The organism is Natronosalvus caseinilyticus (assembly GCF_017357105.1).
GTDB classification, from domain to species: Archaea; Halobacteriota; Halobacteria; order Halobacteriales; family Natrialbaceae; genus Natronosalvus; species Natronosalvus caseinilyticus.
In genome coordinates this window covers 21,926-44,572 of record NZ_CP100395.1, presented here as the reverse complement: position 1 = coordinate 44,572, position 22,647 = coordinate 21,926, and the positions used below count along the sequence as shown (strand labels likewise).

Below are 22,647 nucleotides of genomic sequence, written 5' to 3'. Positions count from 1 at the left end.
CGCGATTGTACGTTACTCGAAGTCATCGATAACCTCGTTAATGTCGTCGAATACCGGTTCGATCCGTTCGGTGCTGCCTCGTTTTTCGTAACGGACGTATCGTGGACTAATTCCTTGTAGTCTCCGTCGCACCTCGTCTTCGTCAAAGAGAAAGAGTCGCCAATCGGGATGTGAAACGAGCTCATCGACGGTTTCAGCATCGTCCCCGTACAGTCGGTAGCAAACGTACGCAATCGCTTCGTCTGGCACGTAGAACACTGCAAACTCTTTTTCCTGTCTCCCTTTTAACAGCCCGAAGTTCTTGAGCGAGCTCAGATACTTCGTACTCGCTTCTTCGAGTGTACTCTGCGACCAGTCCTGTATCTCGGGGTGATCCTCCCCTAACTTGGTGATGTACGCCCGGATTTCGGGTGCCTGAATAAGAAGCGCTCCCGACGTATATTTCTCGTACAGGAAGTCGATTGTCAAACGATGTATGAGACTATTCTGGGAAAATTCGTAATAGAGAACCCACTCTTTGACGGAATCGTCGACATCTGAAGCAAGTACATGCATCAACGGCGTTTCGACGTACTCGTCTTCGCGGGGGATATATCGACGGGCAATCTCACGAAAGACATCTCTCCGATACTTGTGGGTATCCTTGTTCAGAATATTCTCTTCGATCACACGCTCTTTGACAGCGTCGAACGATTCGTGCTCGACGTATTTCTCGAGAACGCGCTTTGTTTCCTCAATGTACGTCGTGTTGTGCGCTATCCACGAATCGTACTCAACGTCGTCCGGATCTACTGGTTGTTTCATCATCGGTCGATGGCGTAGTAGGGCACTCGGAGAGTGGCTGCAGTCGACTGACCATACGCGAGTACACACCGACGAGCAACGTCACGGAGTGTGTTTCGTGATTTCAGGTCTGTTTCATCGTTAACCTCGCCGAGCAGTATCGTCGAGTCTGTCGCCGACGAAACGGGTTCAGCGTCACTGACGAGACGTTCAGACCAGCCTGGCTCTTTAATCGTCTTCGAGAGTGATTCGAGTACCTGGAAGGAACCCTCTTCATCTACTACGCTCTCGAGTTCGGCGTCGATCTGTGACTCGGCTGTCGGCCCGAGATAGAAGAGAGAAAGTGAATCTTCGGGAACGTGCTCTTGCTCCACCTTTCGACCGATGCGCTGTGCAAGTTCAATACGAGACCTCGTTGCCGTCTTGGGCGTTACCTCTTCGAGCCGGTCACGTCCGGTTTCGGTCAATACAATAGAGTCCCACCAATCATTGTTGCCGTCTTCCCCCAATCGTTCGATGAGGAGTCGATACGAGAGCACTTCACGCGCTAACGCATCCTCTACACCGAGTGATCCCAACTCGTCTTGAACAGCTGTGAGAGTCTCCTTGAGTGATCCGGTTGACATACCGTACCGATTAGTGACCGGCCCTATAGTATTCACGTGTCTTGGTTCCACGACTAGTACCAAGGTGTTTCACGGATTCGGCTAGAATAAATAATCGAGAGAAGCGGTCTTCAGGCCACACTACGTGAGTTCACAGCCGTTTTCGATTTCTCAGCCGTCGGAATAGAAGATAATTCTGGAAGTTTCCGGAAACAGGCGAGTTCATAGACAGAAACCGCTCGACTGCGTACGGTCGTCACGACTCTCAGAAGCCACACTAACTACTTTCCGGAAACGACCCGGTCATGCTTATAAGTCTTGACGAGAAATCAGTCTGTCACTACCGCATGATTCGCGATGCTCGCGTCCTTCGTGCCGGGTTTGTTCCCAGAGAAGTCGAGCATCGCGACCAGGAGGTCAACCACCTCTCCACCGTTCTCGAACCGATCACGAACGGGGAACCCGCCGAAACTGCTATCGTCACCGGCCCCAGCGGCGTCGGGAAAACCTGTATCTCCCAGTTTGTCACAGAACGCCTCCGAGAAGAGGTGCTCGACGTCGAGGCCACCTACGTCAACTGCTGGCGCAACTACACCAGATTCCGCACTCTCTACCAGATTCTCGATGGGCTCGGAGAAACCATCGACATTCATCGCCAGTCGACACCCCACGACGAACTGGTCGACCGACTCCAGCAGTACGACGGCCCTCGGAGAGTCGTCATCCTCGACGAGGCCGACCAACTCGAGGATGCAAGCGTCATCTACGACTTGCACAGTCTCCCCCAGTTTGCGATTATCTGTATCGCCAATCAGGAACAAGAGCTGTTCAGCCGCGTCGACGATCGCCTTGTGAGTCGGCTCCGCTCCAGCGAGCACGTCCGAATGGACAGCTACCACGACGAGCAGCTGTACGACATCCTGCAGGCTCGCGCGAAGTGGGGCCTCGACCAGGATGTCATCACCAACGATCAGCTCTACCGGATTGCGGACGCAGCCGCTGGTGATGCCCGTCTCGCCATCGGAATCCTCCGCTCGGCGGCCAGTAAGGCGGATCGCGAGAACACCGGGCGGATTACCGACGACATTCTCCTCGATGCTGCGACCGATGCTCGGGCCCAGATTAAGCAGAAGAGCCTCGATTCGCTCACACCCCACCAGCGAATCGTCTACGATATCGTCCGTGAGCACGGCCCGCTTGGGCCAAGCGACATCCACGACCGCTACACTGAGGAGGTTGATGATCCCCGGACGAAACGGACCGTCCGAACGTATCTCTCGAAGATGGCGCAGTACAATCTCCTCAAGGCGGAGGGTACGAGTCGAGATCGAGAATACTCCCTCGTCGATTCGACGACCGCATCAGCCACTCAATGACGAATGCCTTCGTAAGCTAGAATCAACCAATTGTGTATGGACCAACTGGAGTTCGCTCTCGACAAAATTGACGGCCATACTTTCGAGGATCTCTCGATGGCGTTTCTACGAGGAGAAGGATATGACGTCCACGAAAGCGGTGGATCAGGCTCGGTCGGTGAATGGGATGTCCATCCGACTGGAATAGTTGAGTTTGGGCACGAGATGCATATGAGATTATCCGGAGCTAAACTCTCCTAGTCCGGATTGCTCGTGTTCGAGCGCTTCTATGACGGTGGGGTCGTTGTTTCCGGGATTATTGACCCGTGTCGAGATCTCGTACGCCGCCAAGTCATTTTCTGGATAGGGCTGACAGAGTTCCTTGCGGGCGTCTGGGCCAGCAGAGAGCCATTCGGTCTCAGCGCTTTCCGGCAGAACGACCGGCATCCGGTCGTGGATCGGTTCCATCAGGTCGTTTGGTTCGGTCGTTAGAATTGTCACACACGTAATCGTGTCCGCTTCGCCCTCCCACACGTCCCAGAGACCGGCCATTGCAAACACTGGGCCGTTTTCTCGATGAATCCGATACGGCTGCTTCGGGCCACCATTTGCCGATTTCCACTCATAGAACCCCGATGAAAGGACAAGACAGGGCCGGGATTCCCAAGCACGTTTGAAGACACGCTTCTCGTCCGCTGTCTCCGAGCGAGCGTTGATGATTCCCTCTTGCGGTTCATTCGACCAGAAGGGAATCAATCCCCAGTGATATCGGTCGATCTCGTCGTCTGCCTCGTTCGTGATGACTTCCAAATCATCGCCCGGAGCGATATTGTAGCGTGGTGTGTATCCGCCGTCGGCGACAACCTCAGCATTGAACCGGGTCTCTAGGTCGTCCTGAGAGACGAAAAGGGAATTTCGTCCACACATACACAGAGATTCGCGGGGGACAGTCTTGAACGTATGTCACGGTCAGCAGAGAAAGTATGACCACTTTGTGACTCTCGAGGATCGTGACACGACATGATTAACCAACAGATGATCCCAGAACCCGCTGGCGTTGGTTAACCATGTGGATAGGATCTGACGATTCCGGAAGCGTTCCTGGAAATGGTGATTCAAATCGGTAAAACCGTATGACTGCGCCGCTGTAGTTCCCGAGCCCACACTCTTTCCTGAAACGCGGAAGCGACACGCCGCGGCTTATCGGGTTGGTTAGCATATAGTTGAGCATGTTCGAAGATTCCACGCCGACGTCGAACACGTCGTCGAAGCAGTTGGCGGTAAATCGGCCATCACGGGGGGCAGATCGGAATCAGAATCTCGTCGACAAAGCTGATCCAGGGGACGAGAACATCCTGCTTCCCTCGCTCGACGACGGCATCACACTCCTGGATATCGACGGTGGCCGTGGGGTCCCGATACTCCAGTCCCTCGTCCTCGATCACTTGCTCATGCACGACGGACCCGCATTCTGGGTTGATGCTAACGGTCACGCAACGACAACCGCCCTCGCGCAGATATCGCCCAGCCAACGACTGCTCGACCGTATCCACGTTGCGCGGGGCTTCACTGCCTATCAGCATTATGGAGCGGTCTGCGATCTCCCAAAGGCAGTAAATCAGTACGTCCGACAGACCACGACCACAGACGCCGGCGCGACGAATTCCCGGTCACCTGGACGCGACGATGAACCAACTCGGTACACCCCTTCACTCATCGTCGCTCCAGCCGTCGACGCGCAGTACCGTGCCGACGATACGCTTGGAGAAACCCATGCAGCGACACTCCAAGCGCGTACGCTCGCACGACTCGCTACCTACGCCGAGGGATACGACGTCCCTATTCTCGTTACCCGAACCAAGCCCGATGAGTTCACGGCATCTGTCGCAACGGCAGCTGAGCACCACTTAGAGTGTGAGCAAACGCAGATGGGGCCACGGTTCGTCGGTGACGAGTTCGAAACGCTCATCTATCCCGTCGACGGCGGTGCGTACTACCAGACGACGTTTGCCTACTGGCGGCAGCTGCTCGGTGCTCGTGCGAAACAGGTCGGGCTGGAACCAGCTGCACCCCCGTCCCCGACTGATGCCACTGATGACATCGGGCTGGGTGTGATTGCCGACGGATCGATCGCATCGCTCACCGCAAACCCACTCCTCGATGCGTGGACTGGTACTGTCGGTGCTGGAGGGCGATAGCGATGGGGCGGACCAATCCGACGTACCGGGACGCACTACGAGTCATCGAGGACCGTTGGTCGGACTTCCGTCGCGCGCTTCGTCGTCGCGACCAACCACGGTTCGATCAGCTGTTCACCTACGCCCGCGAGCACGCCGACGCGAGTGGGCTTTTGAACCACCAGAACCCGTTCATGCCGGCGCTCCTCAGCATCGATCTCGAACAGGAAGCGCGACTCGACAGCCTCGAAGATCGCCTCGACGATCTCGAGGAAGCGCGCGAAGCCGAATACGACCCGGAGGTCGACCCGCGCGATGGAAACGAGTAGCCATGCCGTTCACAATCGACTACCTCGATGACGGCCGCATCCTTGAATGGGAATCAGTAGCCAACGGTGCCGTCGTAACCGAACGTGACGACTACACACCGCGTTTCTATGTAGCCCCACGCTCACCCGATGTAGATATCGACCTCACGAACCTTCGAACGGTCTACGAGCGTCACCCGGATGTTGTCGCGACCGAGGTAGTCTCCCGGCGGACCGGCTTCCGTCGCGACGAGGAGGACGTTCTCGCCGTCGACGTCGGTCACATTGACCGCGTGACGACCCTCGCCCGGCAGGCACGCCAGTTGTCCGACTATCCGGTTGGGGATCTCGCCTGCTTCAACGTCGACCTTTCACGAGAGTTCAGGTACTGTCTCGAGAACGAGGTAAACCCGTTGCCGGCGAGCGACCTCTCCACACTCCGACTCAGCGTCCCGATAACGGAGACGAGTGGCGACGTGTACACTGAACTGTCCGTCGGCGGCGATACGGTTACAGGCCCGCCAGCAGACATCCTGACGGCAGTCCAGGCGGCGCTCGAGCAACACGACCCGGATGTCCTCGTCTGCTCGACGAGCCAGATCATTCCGACCCTGTACGGGATGGCTACCAGCGCCGGCGTCGACGACTTCTCGCTGAGTCGATGGGGTGGCGTCGATTACCAGCAACTCGCGAGTCGATCGACCTACGCAAGCTACGGACGGGTCGGGCACTCCCCGGCGCGATACAACGTGCCTGGGCGAGCAATCATCGACGAGAGTAACACCTTCTTTTTCGGCGAGACCAATATTGATGGCGTCCTCGACCTCGTCTCGCGGTCACGCAAACCGATTCAGGAGGCAGCCTGGGCGTCAATTGGCAACGTTCTCACAGCTATCCAGGTCTGCGAAGCCCACGAGCGAAAAGTCCTCGTTCCGTGGAACTCCTGGCGGCACGAGGCGTACAAATCGATGGGGATGCTCCACGACGCTGACCGTGGTGGGTTCATCTTCGCGCCGGAGGTCGGACTCCACGAGGATGTCCATGAACTCGACTTCTCATCCTTGTACCCGAATATCATCTGCACGCGGAACGTGTCACCCGACGTGATCCGGTGTGAGTGCCATCGCGGCCGCGACGATGTTCCCGGCCTCGGCTATTCGATCTGTGACGAACGCAGCTACCTCGTCGATGTCCTCCAGCCGATTATCGATGCGCGTGAGGAGATCAAGGCCGCGATCCGTCGCGAACAAGAACGGGACGACCCTGGCGAGGAACGCCTCGAAGAACTCGAAGGGCGGTCGGGAGCCCTGAAATGGATACTCGTCGCCTGCTTCGGGTACCAAGGATTTAACAATGCGAAATATGGGAGAATTGAGTGTCATGAGGCGATCAACGCATTCGCTCGCGAAATTCTGTTGACGGCGAAGCAACGCCTCGAAGCTGGTGGCTGGCGTGTCGTCCACGGCATTGTCGATTCGATTTGGGTGACACCGGATCCGGACGTCGACGACGATCAGCGAGAGAATATAGACGCGCTTGCGACCGAGATCACCGAAGCAGTCGACATTCGTCTCGAGTACGAAGCCCACTACGATTGGGTGGCGTTCGTGCCCCAACGCGAGAGTGACGCCGGTGCGTTGACGAAGTATTTCGGAAAGGTCGCTGGCGAAGACGAGTTCAAAATCCGTGGCATTGAATCCCGACAGCGGTCGACACCGTCGTTCATCGAGAAGGTCCAGCGGGAGTGTCTCGAACGGCTCGACGCAACTCGATCCCCAAGAGCCGTCCTTGGTTGCCTCAAACGGGCAATCAAAACACTCCATGGGGGTGGGGTGCCGATGGAGCAGCTCGTCGAGCGGAACCGAGTCTCCAAACCCCTTGAGGGCTATACACAGAACACCCAGAACGTCGCGGCCCTGAAGCGTGCTCGCGACCAGGATCTCGCAGTTTATCCTGGCCAAGATATCAAGTATGTAGTCGTCAACGACGAGAAAACCTCGCGGGAGCGTGTCGCCCTCGCCCACGAAGAGTTCGATGCGTACGACTCGTCGTACTACGAAACCCAGCTCATCCGTGCTGTTGAAAGCATTCTCTCCCCGCTCGGGTGGGATCGAACAGATATTCGGCGGGAACTCGCCGAGACACAGGAGTTGGATCTGACAGAGTTCGCAGGTGCTAAGTCTAAATGACCAGTCATCGGAAGGGGTTCCACTCTCTTCCAAACAAGCTGGAGGATTTGTACCGACATATCGATACAGGGGGACACCCCCCTATGTCCGCATAATTCCCCGAAGAGCAGTTACAGATATAGAAGAAAAAGAGCCCTCGCCCCCCACCATGTCCGCATAAATCACTCGGAGATGTTTGAGACGACGTTTCATCACCCCCCACCACGTCCGCATAATTAGGCCGCAAGAGCGTCAGACGCTCTGTCTTGCGTCGGTTTCTCACTAGATGTGACTCATCCATTCACAAGAAACTAACTACTACGGTCCAAGTATCCCCCGGAGCATTTAGTTCTTTCCTTAGTCTAAGTCTTTTGCCGGATCTCTGCGAGGGAGCGGTTTCTTGGTCCGCCATTATGCGGACGCAGTGGGGGGAGGGGGTATAAACCAATCCGGCTATGCGGACACACTGGACGCTCCGGACAAGGGGGTTTTATTAGACTTCCATACTATTGGTGTCGCATAACATGGCCGGTGATGAAACGAACTCAGAGAATCCCTACAAGACACTTGACAGCAATCCCTACGGCACGTCGATTGAGATCTTCGCCGATGAAAGTGTCTTGAAAGAAGATTGGCAACCTGAGAAGCTCCCCGAGAGAGAACCTGAGCTCGAGGAGATTAGGAACGCACTCGCCCCCGCAACAAGAGGGGTGAACGCACACAATCTATTTCTCTACGGGAAAACCGGCCAAGGAAAAACCGTTGCTATCGACCACGAAATCGAGTTGCTCCAAGAGTACGCCGACAGTAGTGATGAACTCAATCTAAGTGTCATCAAGACGAGCGCGAACAATCAAACAACGAGCTATCAACTCTGTGCGCATCTCATCAAGGAGATCCGTGGGGGGACGAAGAAGCCGAGTGGTATCGACCAACAATCGATGTTCGACCTCCTCTATCAAGAAATCAGCAATCTCGAAGACACCGTCATCATCGTCATCGACGAGATCGATGCAATCGGAAGTAACGACGAACTCCTGTATGAGCTCCCGAGAGCGCGGAAAAACGGCCACATCGAGGATCAATGGGTGAGTGTGATCGGGATTAGCAACAATCTCCAATTCCGTGATAATCTTTCGCCGAAGGTCAAAGACTCCCTCTACGATTCTGAAATCGAATTTGCTCCGTACAACGCCAATCAGTTGACGACAATTCTGGAGCGGCGTGCGGAACGTGCTTTCGTTGATGGTGTTCTCGATGGCGAGGTTATTCCGTTGTGTTCAGCATTCGCTGCCCAAGACGAAGGCAGCGCTCGACAGGCAATTCGTCTCTTGTATAAAGCGGGCGAATTAGCGCTCAACCGTGATGATGAGGGCGTAGTTGAACAACACGTACGCGAAGCTCGCGATATCCTCGAACGGAAACGAATTGAGGAAGGGATGCGAAGTCTGACGACACAGGATCAGTTCGCCCTTCTCTCTGTCGTGGCACTCGAGATTGACGAAGAGACGCCGGCCCGGACGCGCCAAGTATTCCAGAAGTACAAATCAATCGTCGACCGGCTAGATGGGAATCAACTCGTTGAGCGTCGCGTCCGTGACCATCTCCAAAGTCTCGGAATGCAGGGATTCCTCCTCGCTGAAACTCGAAACACGGGTATTCAGGGTGGGTCTCACTACCGGTTCGAGCTGAAAACAGATCTCGAAGCTACTCTCGATATCCTCGGTGAAGACGACCGCATTGATGATGTCGTTGAGGACCTAGTTGAAATTGCGTCTGCGAAGCGACTGATGTGAACTACCCCACCTACCGCTCACCTGACGGCTCGCGCTTGAGGGTGGGGCTTCCTGTTTCGACGACGCGCTTTGCAGATACGGACGTATCCACAGGGAGCGCAGTCTCCACAGGCGGTGATTCGGAGCGTCCCGCTCCTAACTGCTTGATGCCGCGAGAAAGAATGTTCCACGCTGCGTTCGCGTCTCTATCTGCCTCGAACCCGCAAGCGGGACAGGAGTGTTCGCGGACCCATAGCGGTTTCTCAGTCGAAACGCCACAGGACGCGCACTCCTTGGTCGTCCCGCGTGGATTCACGGCAACGAAGTACGTTCCTTCGCGCTCGCACTTGTATTCAAGCATCTGTAGGAACGTCCCCCACGCCGCACCTGCGCGGTTCCGCGAGTTGCCCGGTAGTTCCACCAACCCCTTTGCGTCCAAGTCCTCTACGGCCACGAGGTCGTATTCGTGGGCGTAGTAGTTCGACAACTTGTGCAAGAAGTCGCGGCGCTTGTTCTTCAACTCGGTGTGGCGTTCGGCCACGACGTGACGTTGTTGCTCCCAATTCGCAGACCCGTGTTCCTTCCGTGAGAGGTTGCGCTGTGCACGTTCCAACCGCTCGCGTTCATTGCTCAAGTCGAGCGATTCAACAGTAGTCCCGTCAGTGTCGTGAGCGTACTTGATAATCCCTACGTCAATACCGACGCATCGCTCAGGATTCTCGGGCTTCTCCGGCGGGTCGTCGGGGGTTTCGACGCCGAGGATGGCGTACCACGTACCGGTGGGTTCGCGTTTGACGGTGACGGTCTTGATGTCGGCGGCGTCGGGTAGGTCGCGGTGGAAGGTGGTGGGTATGTCTCCGAGTTTCGAGAGCCACAGTTTTGTCCGACCGCTCGTGTTCTTGAGCTTGAAGCCGGATTGACTGTAGGTGAAACTGCGGTACTCGCCTGGTGCTTTCCACTTGAGCGTCCCGACGCGGTAGCCGTTCTCCTTGCGTCCTCGGAGCGTCGAAAGGTTGTCATACAACCGCTGCACAACTTTCTGTAGGACTTTCGAGTGAACTTGTTTCAGGTCATCCCACCACTTCTTGAGACTCGGTAGGAGCTTCTGCTCGGAGTACGCCGAGGTGTCGTCAGTGCGGTTGAGTCGGTGAAGGAAGTGGTTGTAGACCTGTCTACAGGTATCGACAGTCCACGCTAACCGCTCTTCGAGAGCGTCGGACGGTCGGAGTCGATACCTGTAGTTGTAGTTCATCTACGAGCGTTCTTCGATGAGTTCGTCGAGTGCCCCGCGAACGAACGACGAAAGGTTGAGGTGGTTCTCCTCGACCCACTCGGCTTGGTCTTCGCGGATGGTGATGTTCTTCCGTCTCACTACATGCGCATTATGTGCATTATGCGTATAGTTGTTTCGATTGTGTGGGTCTGTGGGCTGAACGTGTTTGAGAACCGTGCGGCGCTGTATCCCCTCCCTACTCGCTCGCTTCGCTCACTCGTTGAGGAAGGAGCCTTAGCGCCTCAATTCAGGTAATATCGCCGTTTTCTCAACTCAGTACTGTAATCGGTCAGATGAACTCGTTAACCAACAACCGGCTGGTATTGATTCTCTGTTGGTTACTTCAGGTGGTCACATCTCCCGATCGATCTCGAGCTTCCGCATGGCTCGTTCGAACACGTCGGGATGTCGATGCGCGAGATTCTCGAGATGATTCCGAATAGACTGCGCCGGGTCGACGTCGATATCATCCGTATCCTGGAGTTCACGCCAGAACTGATGCATCTCTTCGCTCACGGAAACACCTATTGTGTGATCCTTTACCCCAGTGTTGAGGGCGTCATAGTAGGGTTCGGTATCGAAATCCGACGAACCTTGTTGGTCCACTCGATTCTTTTCCTCCGCTGCGTCATCCATCGCCTCGCCGAACGGATTATCGTTGCTCATATGCCCTTATTCTTAAGCTTAATATTAAAGATATTCGTCTAGCGTCTCATTCGTGATTTCGACGCCTTGTTCGGCTGCGAACTGCTGTGCACCAGCCCGGAATGCGTGATAGCACTTCTGTCGAGTATCCCGTGGGGTTCCATCGCTGACCTCGACGACCGTGTCGATGGCACTCGCCGTGTAGGGGTCGGACGGGTATCCAGAATCGTACTCTTCCTCACGGGCCCAGGCAAGCCACCTGGCGATGAGTTCCTCAGTTTCTGCAAACCCAAACCGTTCCAGCGTCCGATCCTTCGCGACGAGCCGAGAACTGAGTGTCTCACGCAGTTCGTCGATTCGACCACCCGCACGTTCCGTTCCGAACAGGAAGAGAATGAATACGGGTTCACTTTCTCCGAGGTCACCGACGCTCTGCAACGCAGCCAGTAACTGCTCGAAGGTTCGCGTATTCCGAGCTGCATCCTCGAGCTGGTCGACCTGAATAATACACGCGATATTGAGGGCCTCGAGCTGGTCGGCAACCTCCTCGACGATCTGTCGAACTTCATCTGTAGCGTGGGGGTATGACTCTGGAATCTCGAGGTCATCGTACTCACTGAGTTCGTCGAGAAGACGCGTATAGAAGCGACGTGTTGTAATTGACTCGACCTCGCGTATTCGAGCGACTCGGAACTCCTCACTCCGCGGGCCCTCTGAAAGAGCATCGTACACGAGGTCACGGAAGTGAGATTTCCCAGCGCCCCGTTCATCGATAATCGAGATATGACCCGCTCGATTCAGGATGTGGCTCGCGACTTCATTGAGTAGATCTTGATTCGCACGTACCGCAATACTCGCGTCAGGAAGTGTTTCAGCCGTGAATGGAATCCGCTCTGGCTTGATGCCGAGTTGATTCGCATAGTCTTCCTGTGTCTTCTCTGTTTGATCGAGGGCCTCCGTGAATTGGTCGCTCATAGTGGCTCCACATACTGAACCAACTTAAATCTAATTTGAATATTAATCTTAAGATTAACATCCGGTGGTTCGGCCACTCTCGAAATCGAGAATCTCTCGAGATCTGATTCGCTCGAAAACGGGAAAGACATCCATCATACTGCAAGAAATGGATACTGGTACCTGTGGAAAGGAGACGATGTGGTTAACCAACAGTCACGCCAGCAACCCCTGACTGGTGGTTAATCCTTACGAACTCGGGTTCACTGGACCCTTGTACTGAGATTTGATTTTGTCACCCTCTCGCCACTGCCAGTAGTAATACCGATTCCCGTTGATTTCCTTCTCCGTCAGTGTGGCTTTCGTAGGGACGTCTTCAGGCAGGCCCTCAGGACGTTCTTGAGAATCGTCTTTATCATCAGCCTCGTTCAATCGCGCCTCTCGCTCTCGATATTCTGCGAGTGCATCAGCATACTTGGCAATAGACCGGAGCGTTTCCGCATTACACTCCTCGAGTGAGGACGCTACTTCTTCGGGTATCTCGGGTGGGATCGTTGGTTGTGAGTACGACATGGAATCGGCTTAACCAACAAACGGGCTCAATGGCTTAGGTTTGTTGGTTAAACTAGACTCTCGATTAAGACTGACTTCTACTTCCCGACGCTCTTCTTTCCACACATAGGAGATTGTGGTATAGCAACCGACCTGTCCCTATTCGAAACCCTGTGATAACCAACAATTACACATTTGGCGATAGTTATATGACTTATTGGCTGAGTTGTTGTTGCCGTGCCAGTTACGCGGGCAAAATCATTTGAGTCCCTCTACGACGAAGTCCGTGACTATGACCTCGTCATCGTTCCTGATGCACCGCTTGCCAGTGGGTTGAACCGACGTCTTGATCGGGCTCATCTCGGTGTATTTGCCATCACGCCACGTCGACTCGCAGCGGGCCGCCGCGAACGCGCCGAGGACCGGAGCGCCTTTCTCGAACTCGTAACGACTACCGACCTCGAGTGGAAGCAGGCTGCATACGCGATAGGCAACACGCTCCAATGTTGGGAGCATCAGGGCAGCGTTGACGCTGTTCTCGACTACGACGCCTACACCGACGCCGCGACGGAGACTACCGTCGAACAGCTCTCAACGCTCGACACGACCTCCCGCCGACTCGGCGAGTACCAGATCGACGACAGCAAAGACGTCGCTGTCGTCGGCCACGACCAACTCACGACCCTCGAACGATCGATTCTCCCCGCGCAGTACGATACGTTCGATCCGTTCACCGATGCCGCATTCGACCGACCGCCGTTCCACATTTTCGACTCAAGTACAGCAATCGTTGATGCTGTACTCGACATCGTTTCCTCTGACAACGCAGAAGACGTTGCCGTCGTCGTGGATCGCGGCAGTGAATACCCAACACTCGTCGAGAGTGCGCTCGAAGCCGCCGACATTCCGTTTATCGGTGGCCCTGGATTCGCCGACGAACAGCACCACCGCGGATTCGTCCAGTTCCTTCGCGCCGTCACTCGCGGGACGGAGACGCGCGTGAGAACAATTCGTTCCGTCCTCTCCCAGCTCGGGATCGCTGTCGACATCGAACACGACGACAAACGGCTACAGGATGTCGACGCCGACAGTCTCAGGTGGTTCCAGGAGTTCAGCGCGAAGATCGGCGAGACCACGTTCGCTGGAGCACTTACAGTGTACGAACGACAGGCCGAAATCAGCCTCGATGCGTTCCGAGATGAACTCGAGGCGCTCGGGATCGCGACTGACGCGGTCACCAGACAGGACATCGATCGGCTTGAATTCTACCTCCAGAGCTACGAAGTCCCTGTCGACCGCGAACACGAAGGGGTTCTCCTGGCCGACGCAAAATCCGCGGCCTACGTGGACCGCCCCGTCGTATTCTATCTCGGCCTCGACGAAACGTGGACTCACTCTCCACCTCGTCGCCCGTGGGTCGACCGTGACGCCGAATTCACTCGGAACCTGACGCAGTTTCAGCTTCTCCTCCAGAACGGCACCGAACAGTATTATCTCGTTCAGGACACCATCGGTGGGTCGCCCGCGACGCCGTGTCTCTACTTCGAGGATCTCATCGAGGACGACTTCGAACGCTTCAGCGATCTCGCCTCAGTGACTCTCGGACGGGCCTTCAGTGCGGCACGAAACGGGTTCGAGAAAGAATCGCTTGACGTCTCAACGACGCAGATCGATACCGTCAGCCAGTCCAGTCTGAGTACGTACGTCAACAGCCCCCGTGATTACCTCTTCAGCCGGCTTGTCGACGGCCCTGATAAAGACTACTTCAAGGAGGGGAATCTCTTCCACGACTTCGCCGAGTTCTATGTCAACCATCCCGATTTGATCGACGAGGAGACCATCGAAGACCTTGTGGACGTGATTCTCGAGGAGGCGGGATCATTCGTTCGGCGCGTCGACCGTCCAACGCGCCGTACCAGGTACCGGATCGGACTCGAAACCATCGTCGAGCTACTCGACGAACGCACCCCGGAGGGCGACGACCTGCTCACTCCGAATAGCGGGTGGGGGCAGAATTTCTTCGCGGACCATTTTGGCAGAGCAGTCGATTCACCGTTCACGGAGCGCTGGTTCGAAAACGAAAATCTCGGACTGAAAGGCAAGATCGACCTCGTTCATGGTCCGACTCACCTCCTCGACTACAAGAGTGGGCGTCGGAAACGGGCGTCCCGCGTCGTCAAGAACTCCGCGCTCGATCCACCAAGCGATACGCCGAACTTCCAGGCACTTCTCTATCTCGCCCACCGCCGTAGCGAGCGCCCAGGAGAGCGCCTGCAGTTCACGTTCTTCCACTTTCTCGAGACGCTCGACGACGTCGTCGCCGGCGAGGCGGACTTAGATGAGACGCTGACCACCATCGAATATCACCCGACCCCGTTCGAGGAGCACGCCCGGTCGCGGGCCATGTTCGAAGCGCTTCGCGATGATGGGGCGAAGAACTGCCAGAAGACGCTCTCGAAGATGGAGTACGCTGATTACCAGTCCGCGTTCGAGACGGCCCCGCTACCGGCGACACGCGACAGTGACGAACTCATCGACTCCGAGTTCGGGCAGGCGATGCAAACCCGACTGCAGGAGTGTGTCGGCGAGTACAAATACGTCTCGTCGGGCTGTAAACAGCTACTTCGCCAGCTGGCACGAGTTCGGAGTCGAAACTACTTCGAAGAGGATCTCGACGCCTTCGAGACGTTCGTCACCGAGCGTATAACGGAACTGAATCAGCGACGGGCTGGCGAAGAACGCTTCCCTGTGAACGGGCTCGCCGGTGAACCGAACTACCGTCGCGTGGACAACCGCGACCTCCTTCTTGACCATGACTGAACCGAATCCACAACAGCAGGACCTCATCGACAGCACCGACGGTTTATACCTCGTCGACGCCGGCGCGGGAACGGGCAAGACGTTCACCATCACGCGCCGCTATGCCAACATCGTCGACGAGGACGACGTCGCCCCTGAGGACGTGCTGCTGGTGACGTTCACGAACAACGCTGCAACCGAGATGAAGGACCGGATCGTCGGCCACTGCGAGTACGGGATGCGCGATCTCGCAGACGCGCCGATCCAGACGTTCCACGCGCTCTGCCACGATCTCCTCCAGGAGCACGGCTATGCCGCGCCGACGCACCTCGGGCTCGACGACCGCATCACGGGCTCGACGCGCATCGTCGAGAACGACCTTGTCGAGGAAGCCCTGTTCGGGGAGTTCATCGGCCGGTTCAGCGACGACCATCCCGAGTACGATGACTACTTCCGTATCGTCTCGAATCCGACTGAACTCCTCGGTCTCGTCTCACAACTCGCCTCAAAGGGCGTGTTCCCGACAGCCGACGGCTGGTATCGGAACGGCGAACGGTATCTCGACGGCGACTTTGAGGCGTTCAAATCGCTGTTCGACGAGGTAAATGAGCCACAGAATGGCGGGAGCAAGCAGTCACGGCTTCGCTCGAAGCTCAACCGCTATGAGAAGAACAAATGCTACCTGCCAGACGCCCCTGAGAAAACCGAGATTCGCGGACAGGGCACGAAGAGCGTCCCCGATCCTGTTGCTCGGATGGTGTTCGATACTGACCGGGAGGGTCTCAAGGCATTCGTCCACGACGTCTACTACGAGTACCTCGAATTCGCGCTCGGCCGGAACTACCTCAACTTCGGCTTCCTCCAACTGTTCGCGTTCGTTCTGCTCTGTGAGGACCACGCACTTCGTGAGTCCATTGCGTTCGACTACGCGATGGTTGACGAGTTCCAGGACTCCAGCGAGATCCAGTTCAAACTGACACTGCTGCTCGCGGGCACGAACAACCTTTGTGTCGTCGGCGACTGGAAGCAAAGTATCTACGGCTTCCAGTACGCCGAAGTTGAGAACATCACTGCCTTCGAGGACCGGCTCAATCGGTTCGTCGACGAACTGAACGCCGACCACGAACGGGTCACCTTCGACACCCGGCCGATTCACACCATCGAGCTTATCGAGAATTATCGGTCTACCCAGGAGATCCTTGACTTCTCGGAGCACGGACTACTCGTTCCGGCGGCGAACCGGGACGACGTCGATGTCGAGGCCGTCCAGGATCGAATCGTCTCACTCTCGACGAACGCCGAGCACGAGAACACACAGATCGAAGCGATCGCGAGCCCGGAGGAACACGAGTCGGTGGTCGCAAAGATACAGGAGATCGTCAGCAACGACGCCTACCAGGTTGAGGCCGATGACGGGTCGCTCCGGACACCCGAGTTTCGAGACGTCGCTGTTCTTACGCGAACACGAGAGTTCGGCCGCGACCTGCTGCAGACCGCCGAGGAATACGGACTGCCGATGGCGTACGAGGGTGGGATCGAGCTGTTCCGAACCCCTCAGGCGAAACTACTGCTGGCGTGGCTCCGCATCCTCGAATCCGACACCGACCGTGGCTGGGCGGTCGTCCTCGAGGAAGCAGGCTACACACTCGACGAGATCAAACACGTCCTGGAGACCGAGGCATATCCCGAGAACATGCGCTCGTTCCGCAAGAAGCTGGCAGAACTGGAAACGCTCGGCGGGGTGGCAGAACGCGTCTTCTCGCGGCACGGGTACGACGGTGCCACGGCCGACGTCGTCCTCCACACGATTCAGTCAGTACACACCGCGACGACGCTAACCCGGGGAGACCTTATCCGGTTCATCGAGCGCGGCATCGAAGCCGGGAGCACCCACGACGTCCACGCGAACGCCGGTGCGAACTCGGTCACAGTCCAGACGATTCACGCAGCGAAGGGGCTCGAACATCCGATCGTCGTTCTCGCGAACATGAACAGCGGGCGATTCCCGCCATCGGGCGGAGGGAGTGGAACGATCACGTTTCAGGATCCGGTCGGACTCCGACAGCGGAAACGCTACGCCGAGGCTGATGGCCTCCCCCACGTGTACGATGACTGGCGGACTGACGTCCTCCGTCGGTGTCTGCCTCGAGAGTACGACGAAGAACGCCGACTGCTATACGTGGCAATTACGCGCGCTGAGAGCCACGTGATATTCTCGGCCGGGGAGGATCCGAACACGTTCCTCGAAGAACTCCCAGTCGACATCGAAGCGTGGGACACTGAACCCGATGCAGACACCCTCGACGAAACTGAGCAGACAGAGTTGCTGATTACGGTACCGACACCGGAGGGACCGGTCGGACACTCACCGCATTCACTGATGCGTGAAGACGTCTTCAAGGACGTCGACGATGGTATGGGGAAGGCGTTCGGCACCGACGTCCACGACTTCGCGGAAGCGTACGCGCGAGGTGAGGAAGTCGAACTGGAACCTGACGACCCTGGCTGGGACGACAAACAGCACGTCATGTCATTCCTCGATAGCCTATCGGGTGACCTGCTCGTCGAGGAAGACGCCTATCTTCCACTCAATGTCGACGGGACTCGCGTGATGATCTCCGGGATCATCGACCTCATCCACGTTCGGCCTGACCGCGTCGAAGTAGTCGACTACAAGACTGATCGTGGTCGACACGCGGAAGCCGAGTATCGGAAACAACTCAGTATCTACTATCACGTGCTCCGGGAGCTGTATCCTGAGCACGAGATTTCTGCGTCGATCTTCTACACCGCCGATGGCGTTCGCGAAGAGATCAATCCACTCTCACAGGGAGACCTCGTCGATGTCGTGAAGGCGGTGTCTGATGCGGAATCACTCCAAGCCACTTCTCAGTAGGAAGTACCCGTTAAGTCGAATAGTGGAACGAAAATCGTCACTCAAGACTATTGATAATGGGTTCGGTGTTGGTTTAATCTTAAAGTTAAGATTAATCGCGCTTTTGTTCTGAACGGACGGCGCCGTTTCAATGGGGACCTGGTATTAGCGCAAATCCTCATACTTTCCAACGTAGCTGGTCACTGAGATGTTGAAATAGGCGTGCTGCATAAAGAGGATGAGTTCAGCGCGGTGATCGAGTTTGGTGCCTGGTTAGTCTAATGAATCAGCCGTTCAGTAGAGATGCTTACTGATTGTGTCACCCAATCAAATCTGGGTTGTGAATTATGCCCGTTGATCAACACTATTGCGGGAGACTGATTGGGGGTTGACGGCCCTCGAGAGAGAGATTCTTCAGCGAAGCGAGCTACGGGTAAATCATCGTCGCCCACTCGAGCCATCCTTCAACGTGGTCAATTTTCGCGGGATCGCATCGTGGATAGGGGAAGTAGACTGTTTGTGTGTCTCCTAAAGCAAGATCGACACTTGTTTCTGTACTTTGGCCAGCGTAGGCCACCGTCGTTTCGTCGAGATACGCCTTCATGCGGGGGAACAGTCTAACGTCCTCTGTGTGATCGTTAGTAACTGTCCCAGCGTATCCATACACCGGAGCGTCATCGTACGTTCCAATCTGCCCCCACTCCCCATCGATCGTCACGTACTCCTTGGAGGCGATCCCGATATCGTCTACCCCACCTCCTTCGACGGTGAGCGTGTACCCGTCTATCGCGTCAGGATCTCCCTCAGAACTCACCACTGTGAACAGGTACGTCTCTCCTTCGTCGAGCCCGTAACCTCGATCCCAATCGAACGAACCGTCGGAAAACTCTGCTGTAACCTTCGGAATATTTCCACTATCCCAAGTCGAGACTCGACCCCGAACACCGTACCGACCGCTCTCGACATCTCTGAAAAATTCGTGGTCAGTAACAAGCTCCGCGTAAAATCCCTCGACATCCGATTCGAGCGATTCACCTTCGGCACAGATCGGGGTGAAATCGTCGTCGAACGTCTCCGCGGCAACCGTCTTGACGTCCCGGTCATCCTCGGGGGTCAAATCAGATCCATCATCCGGTATTGAATCACGTGAAAGACACCCCGCTACGCCAGCAGTTGGCACCGTGATCAATCCATGTAGATACCGTCGTCGTCTCATTTGTTAAGTTATTGAAACCCTGTCGGAAATAGTTATTTGGGGAACTAAAAGAGGGGTTGTAGGTACACCTGTGAGATGCATAGTCTTGACTGAACGAAGCACTTTCATACTAATGCTCGAGGAGAGCCACCGGCGCGCAGTACCGCCGTTGTCTATCAGGAGTCGTCCTGCCCTTCGAGTGCGTAGATTCCTTCGTCCGTCGCCACAAACACGGATTCGCCAACTAGATAGTTCCGAATCATCCCATCAACGGTCCCCTCCCACGTTCGCTCACCGCCCGAATCAACACCGATTAGTCGATTCGCCCCAGCACGGACGAACACAGTGTGATCTCCTGCACCTTTCGCTTCGACGATGGTCATTGCTCGGATCGGGCCACCATCGACCGTCACACTCCAGTGTTCGTGGCCGGTCGCCGCCTCGAGGGCACGGAATCGGTCCGTGCCGACGTACACCACTCCGTCGTGGACGTCCACGAACGGATCTGACTCCTCGTCCGGGTGCTCGAGCGATTCCAACACCAGGTCTCGCTCGCCGGTCGCAACGTCGAACGCATACAGACGCGACTCGTGTCGATCGGTGTTAGTGAGCACGAACAACCGGTTCGATGCGATTCCCGCAATTTCCGTCTGCACATCGTCCGCTTCGAAAGGCTGACGCCACACCTCGTTGCCGTCGACGACCGCGACAACATACTCTCCGGTCACGACGTACGCGACGCCGTTCGAAACCGCCGCATCGATGATCTGCGCGTCTCCATTATCGGGCTGGTATCGCCAGCGCGTACTCCCCTCGTCCCGCTCGATCACGACGAGAGCAGCGTTTTTCTCGACGTAGACGGCGTCGGCGATGTCGACGATTCTGGAACCACTAGTGGTCTCGTCCGATTCGTCGATCCCGTCGGTCCACAGGCCCTCACCAGTTTTCGCGTCGAATGCTCGCACGACGCCGACATCACTGGCGACGTAGACGGTTCCGTCGACGACGAACGGGCTGGTGCGCCCGGTCCCCACCGTGTCGGCACGCCACCGCTCTTCGCCATCCGTATCGAGCCCATACAGGCCGATACAGTCGTCGTCGGTGCAGTAGCCGAAGTAGATGCCCGTTTCCGTAACGGCGAGTTCCGAGTAGGCGTCCATCCCTCCTGCTTCCCCGTAGACCCACCGGCGCTCGCCAGTCGTGGCATCGAGTGCGACGATCTGCCCGTTGGAACGCTCCCGAGCGAATACTACGCCCTGCGATACGGCATCGAGTTCCCCGCCTGTGTCGTAGCGCCACTGGTACCCGGTATCGGAACCATTGTCGGTGAACCCACCGAGGCATCCACCCAGCACCGAACTCCCGATCACGCCCGTCACACCGAGCGCCGTCCGTCGATCCATGATTGGGTTTATCTAGTTAAGATATGAATATCTTGTGTGGCACATGTCGGATTTCTTTAACTCCGAGATATGGTTTGTGATCCAGCACTGTTCAGACAAAACCGATCAATCGCACGTGTAGTGAACGGCAATTCCACAGAGGGGGTATCTACAAGAGAGGAGTCTAATGAAAGAACTATTCCTTCTTGACTTGTTAGTAGGCTATTGGTTTACCGTAATCTACATCCTGAAACGGTGTGCAGCACAACAAAGTCGCTCGTTCTACTCACTCAGTGCGGAACCAACTGATCCGTACGAATGTGAATTGTTCAAAAGCATTCGAGGAGCGTACCACTTTCAACGGGGTCGGGCATCTCCTCTTCGCTAACACTGTATCTGGCTTCTGTACGGACGATGCCCGTTTCGTCGATGCCATACCCGGCAGCGCCAGCACCATCACCAACAGAAGGGGTGGTGCCATCGCTGAGAGTGCTTGTACTGGTAAAGAACCGGATATAGACGAGAGTTATGGCGTTCTCGGTCTGTTTGATTCGCGTCTCGTCCTCCTCGACGCGGATTCCGGCACCTCGTAGCTCGTCCCGGTACTTTTCCACCATCGAATTGTGGAAGTACGCGTTCTCGTACTCGGACACGTACGATACAAGCGTTTCCTCGTCAAACGATGATGGCGGCTCCGGGTACGGTTCGATGCCAGCACTGTGAATCGTACGTTCTTCACCGCTGATCACGGGAGTGAAGGTCGTACATACCTCTCCAGTCGGCTCTGGACGCCGGGTACTCGAACAATCGTGGCGGCCTGCGATCGATGCCGGGTCAGGGTCCTCTGGGGTTGCATTTCCACCGTCACTCCACGTCTCTTTTTGCGTGCAGCCCGGTACGCTATTCCCGTCTCCGCTGTCATCAGACGTTTCATCAAGAAACGAAGTGTCTGTCTCGAGACAGCCACCAACCCCGAGAAGAGCACCTGTGCTGATTCCGGTCAGGACTTTCCGGCGATTCATTATTTGGATTCTAATTAGCATATTTATAGATCTTCCCCCAGCAGAATTGTGAATTCTTATCCTCTCAAAACCTTCCTGCTCGATACTGAGCGATTCACGACTCCCCCTGGATGCAGCAAAACAGAGTCGTTCATTTCATTCATGCGTGTGGAAGCAATTGATACAATTGAAGAGATACGCGTGGAACGGCATTCAGCATTTCAAGTCCGGCTGACCTCCACCATCGAACACCTGGATGTGAAAGTCAGAATGCCCACCGAAAGTAACCCAGATATGGTTACACCCCTGTCTGTCGATTGTGTCTTCAACATCATCTGGAATTGAAATCATACCCAATTCGCCATCAGCAGCATATAGAAGCGTATACTCGGCTGGTTCCGTTGACCAGGACGGGTCGATGATCTCATGGTCGTCTTCAGCGACCAGTATCTCGCTATCATAGACTATTTCGCTCTCGCGTTGCAGTTGGAGGAGCACAGTTTGGGATTCGTCGGTTACGTTATCAACGAGGAGACTCCCAATGCGAGTCCCCGTCTCTGAAGCGAACGGGATCGAATCTAAACACCCCGTCGTAGAAACTCCGCCAATCGTGGCAAGCACGTGACGCCGAGATACTGAGAGCGAATTCATACAAGAAATAACCATTACCGAGTTACATATATTCTTCCTTGACGGTATCTGTGGGACTGTACTGATCATTTGGCTGTTCGAGATCGACAGCGTCTCGGATTAACGAAACCGATGACACCAATCTCTTAGCGTACCTGCGAACGGAGTAG

Annotated in this window: 19 protein-coding genes; 8 read left to right on the top strand and 11 right to left on the bottom strand. The window is 56.0% G+C overall.

Annotated features, from left to right (window positions below):
• Nucleotides 1-12 precede the first annotated feature (12 nt).
• Both J1N60_RS19660 and J1N60_RS19655 read right to left on the bottom strand, forming a co-directional pair.
• A complete protein-coding gene (locus tag J1N60_RS19660; RefSeq protein ID WP_312912787.1) occupies nucleotides 13-807 on the bottom strand; it encodes a BrxA family protein in 795 nt (264 codons plus the stop codon).
• Entirely contained in the window at nucleotides 804-1,409 is a 606-nt protein-coding gene (locus tag J1N60_RS19655) for a BrxE family protein (protein WP_312912786.1), read from the bottom strand. The genes J1N60_RS19660 and J1N60_RS19655 overlap by 4 nt, the downstream gene beginning before the upstream one ends.
• 326 nt (nucleotides 1,410-1,735) lie before the next feature.
• Here J1N60_RS19655 and J1N60_RS19650 point away from each other — a divergent pair, with 326 nt between their 5' ends.
• The gene (locus J1N60_RS19650) at nucleotides 1,736-2,764 is read left to right on the top strand and encodes a Cdc6/Cdc18 family protein (protein ID WP_312912785.1); all 1,029 of its coding nucleotides are present in this window, start codon (nucleotides 1,736-1,738) and stop codon (nucleotides 2,762-2,764) included.
• A 36-nt stretch (nucleotides 2,765-2,800) separates the two neighbouring features.
• Nucleotides 2,801-3,004: a hypothetical protein gene (locus J1N60_RS19645; RefSeq protein ID WP_312912784.1), complete on the top strand. Its 204-nt coding sequence runs from the start codon at nucleotides 2,801-2,803 to the stop codon at nucleotides 3,002-3,004.
• Here the strand turns inward: J1N60_RS19645 and J1N60_RS19640 are convergent.
• On the bottom strand, nucleotides 2,981-3,670 hold the full coding sequence (locus J1N60_RS19640) for an SOS response-associated peptidase (RefSeq protein WP_312912783.1): 690 nt from the start codon (nucleotides 3,668-3,670) through the stop codon (nucleotides 2,981-2,983). The genes J1N60_RS19645 and J1N60_RS19640 overlap by 24 nt on opposite strands.
• Before the next feature lie 302 nt (nucleotides 3,671-3,972).
• Between J1N60_RS19640 and J1N60_RS19635 the strand changes: the two genes are divergently transcribed.
• The 4 genes from J1N60_RS19635 (at nucleotide 3,973) to J1N60_RS19620 (ending at nucleotide 9,192) form a co-directional block, all read left to right on the top strand.
• Nucleotides 3,973-4,941 carry a hypothetical protein gene (locus J1N60_RS19635; RefSeq protein WP_312912782.1) on the top strand — a complete coding sequence of 323 codons (969 nt, stop codon included), beginning with the start codon at nucleotides 3,973-3,975 and terminating at the stop codon, nucleotides 4,939-4,941.
• Between the two features lie 2 nt (nucleotides 4,942-4,943).
• Complete coding sequence (locus J1N60_RS19630) at nucleotides 4,944-5,249, top strand: DUF8156 family protein (RefSeq protein WP_312912780.1); 306 nt, start codon at nucleotides 4,944-4,946, stop codon at nucleotides 5,247-5,249.
• A gap of 2 nt (nucleotides 5,250-5,251) precedes the next feature.
• Entirely contained in the window at nucleotides 5,252-7,417 is a 2,166-nt protein-coding gene (locus J1N60_RS19625) for a type B DNA-directed DNA polymerase (RefSeq protein ID WP_312912779.1), read from the top strand.
• Between the two features lie 503 nt (nucleotides 7,418-7,920).
• Nucleotides 7,921-9,192: a Cdc6/Cdc18 family protein gene (locus J1N60_RS19620; RefSeq protein WP_312912777.1), complete on the top strand. Its 1,272-nt coding sequence runs from the start codon at nucleotides 7,921-7,923 to the stop codon at nucleotides 9,190-9,192.
• 10 nt (nucleotides 9,193-9,202) lie between these two features.
• Here J1N60_RS19620 and J1N60_RS19615 read toward each other — a convergent pair whose 3' ends face one another.
• The 4 genes from J1N60_RS19615 to J1N60_RS19600 form a co-directional block, all read right to left on the bottom strand.
• Complete coding sequence (locus J1N60_RS19615; protein WP_312912776.1) at nucleotides 9,203-10,423, bottom strand: RNA-guided endonuclease InsQ/TnpB family protein; 1,221 nt, start codon at nucleotides 10,421-10,423, stop codon at nucleotides 9,203-9,205.
• Between the two features lie 372 nt (nucleotides 10,424-10,795).
• Nucleotides 10,796-11,110: a hypothetical protein gene (locus J1N60_RS19610; protein ID WP_312912775.1), complete on the bottom strand. Its 315-nt coding sequence runs from the start codon at nucleotides 11,108-11,110 to the stop codon at nucleotides 10,796-10,798.
• Between the two features lie 24 nt (nucleotides 11,111-11,134).
• Nucleotides 11,135-12,064 (bottom strand): hypothetical protein, encoded by a 930-nt coding sequence (locus tag J1N60_RS19605; protein ID WP_312912774.1) that lies wholly within the window; start codon nucleotides 12,062-12,064, stop codon nucleotides 11,135-11,137.
• 228 nt (nucleotides 12,065-12,292) lie between these two features.
• Nucleotides 12,293-12,616: a DUF6788 family protein gene (locus J1N60_RS19600; protein ID WP_312912773.1), complete on the bottom strand. Its 324-nt coding sequence runs from the start codon at nucleotides 12,614-12,616 to the stop codon at nucleotides 12,293-12,295.
• 216 nt (nucleotides 12,617-12,832) lie between these two features.
• Between J1N60_RS19600 and J1N60_RS19595 the strand changes: the two genes are divergently transcribed.
• Nucleotides 12,833-15,415, top strand: a complete 2,583-nt coding sequence (locus J1N60_RS19595; protein WP_312912772.1) for a PD-(D/E)XK nuclease family protein — start codon at nucleotides 12,833-12,835, stop codon at nucleotides 15,413-15,415.
• Nucleotides 15,408-18,290, top strand: coding sequence for a UvrD-helicase domain-containing protein (locus tag J1N60_RS19590; RefSeq protein WP_312912771.1), 2,883 nt, complete (start codon nucleotides 15,408-15,410; stop codon nucleotides 18,288-18,290). The genes J1N60_RS19595 and J1N60_RS19590 overlap by 8 nt, the downstream gene beginning before the upstream one ends.
• A 406-nt stretch (nucleotides 18,291-18,696) precedes the next feature.
• On the opposite strand, the gene J1N60_RS19585 is transcribed toward J1N60_RS19590, so the two are convergent.
• From J1N60_RS19585 to J1N60_RS19570, 4 genes are all read right to left on the bottom strand, one after another.
• Nucleotides 18,697-19,485 carry a hypothetical protein gene (locus tag J1N60_RS19585; RefSeq protein WP_312912770.1) on the bottom strand — a complete coding sequence of 263 codons (789 nt, stop codon included), beginning with the start codon at nucleotides 19,483-19,485 and terminating at the stop codon, nucleotides 18,697-18,699.
• A gap of 155 nt (nucleotides 19,486-19,640) precedes the next feature.
• The gene (locus tag J1N60_RS19580; RefSeq protein ID WP_312912769.1) at nucleotides 19,641-20,867 is read right to left on the bottom strand and encodes an outer membrane protein assembly factor BamB family protein; all 1,227 of its coding nucleotides are present in this window, start codon (nucleotides 20,865-20,867) and stop codon (nucleotides 19,641-19,643) included.
• Between the two features lie 308 nt (nucleotides 20,868-21,175).
• On the bottom strand, nucleotides 21,176-21,868 hold the full coding sequence (locus J1N60_RS19575) for a hypothetical protein (protein ID WP_312912768.1): 693 nt from the start codon (nucleotides 21,866-21,868) through the stop codon (nucleotides 21,176-21,178).
• A 192-nt stretch (nucleotides 21,869-22,060) separates the two neighbouring features.
• Nucleotides 22,061-22,345 (bottom strand): hypothetical protein, encoded by a 285-nt coding sequence (locus tag J1N60_RS19570; protein ID WP_312912767.1) that lies wholly within the window; start codon nucleotides 22,343-22,345, stop codon nucleotides 22,061-22,063.
• Nucleotides 22,346-22,647 lie beyond the last annotated feature (302 nt).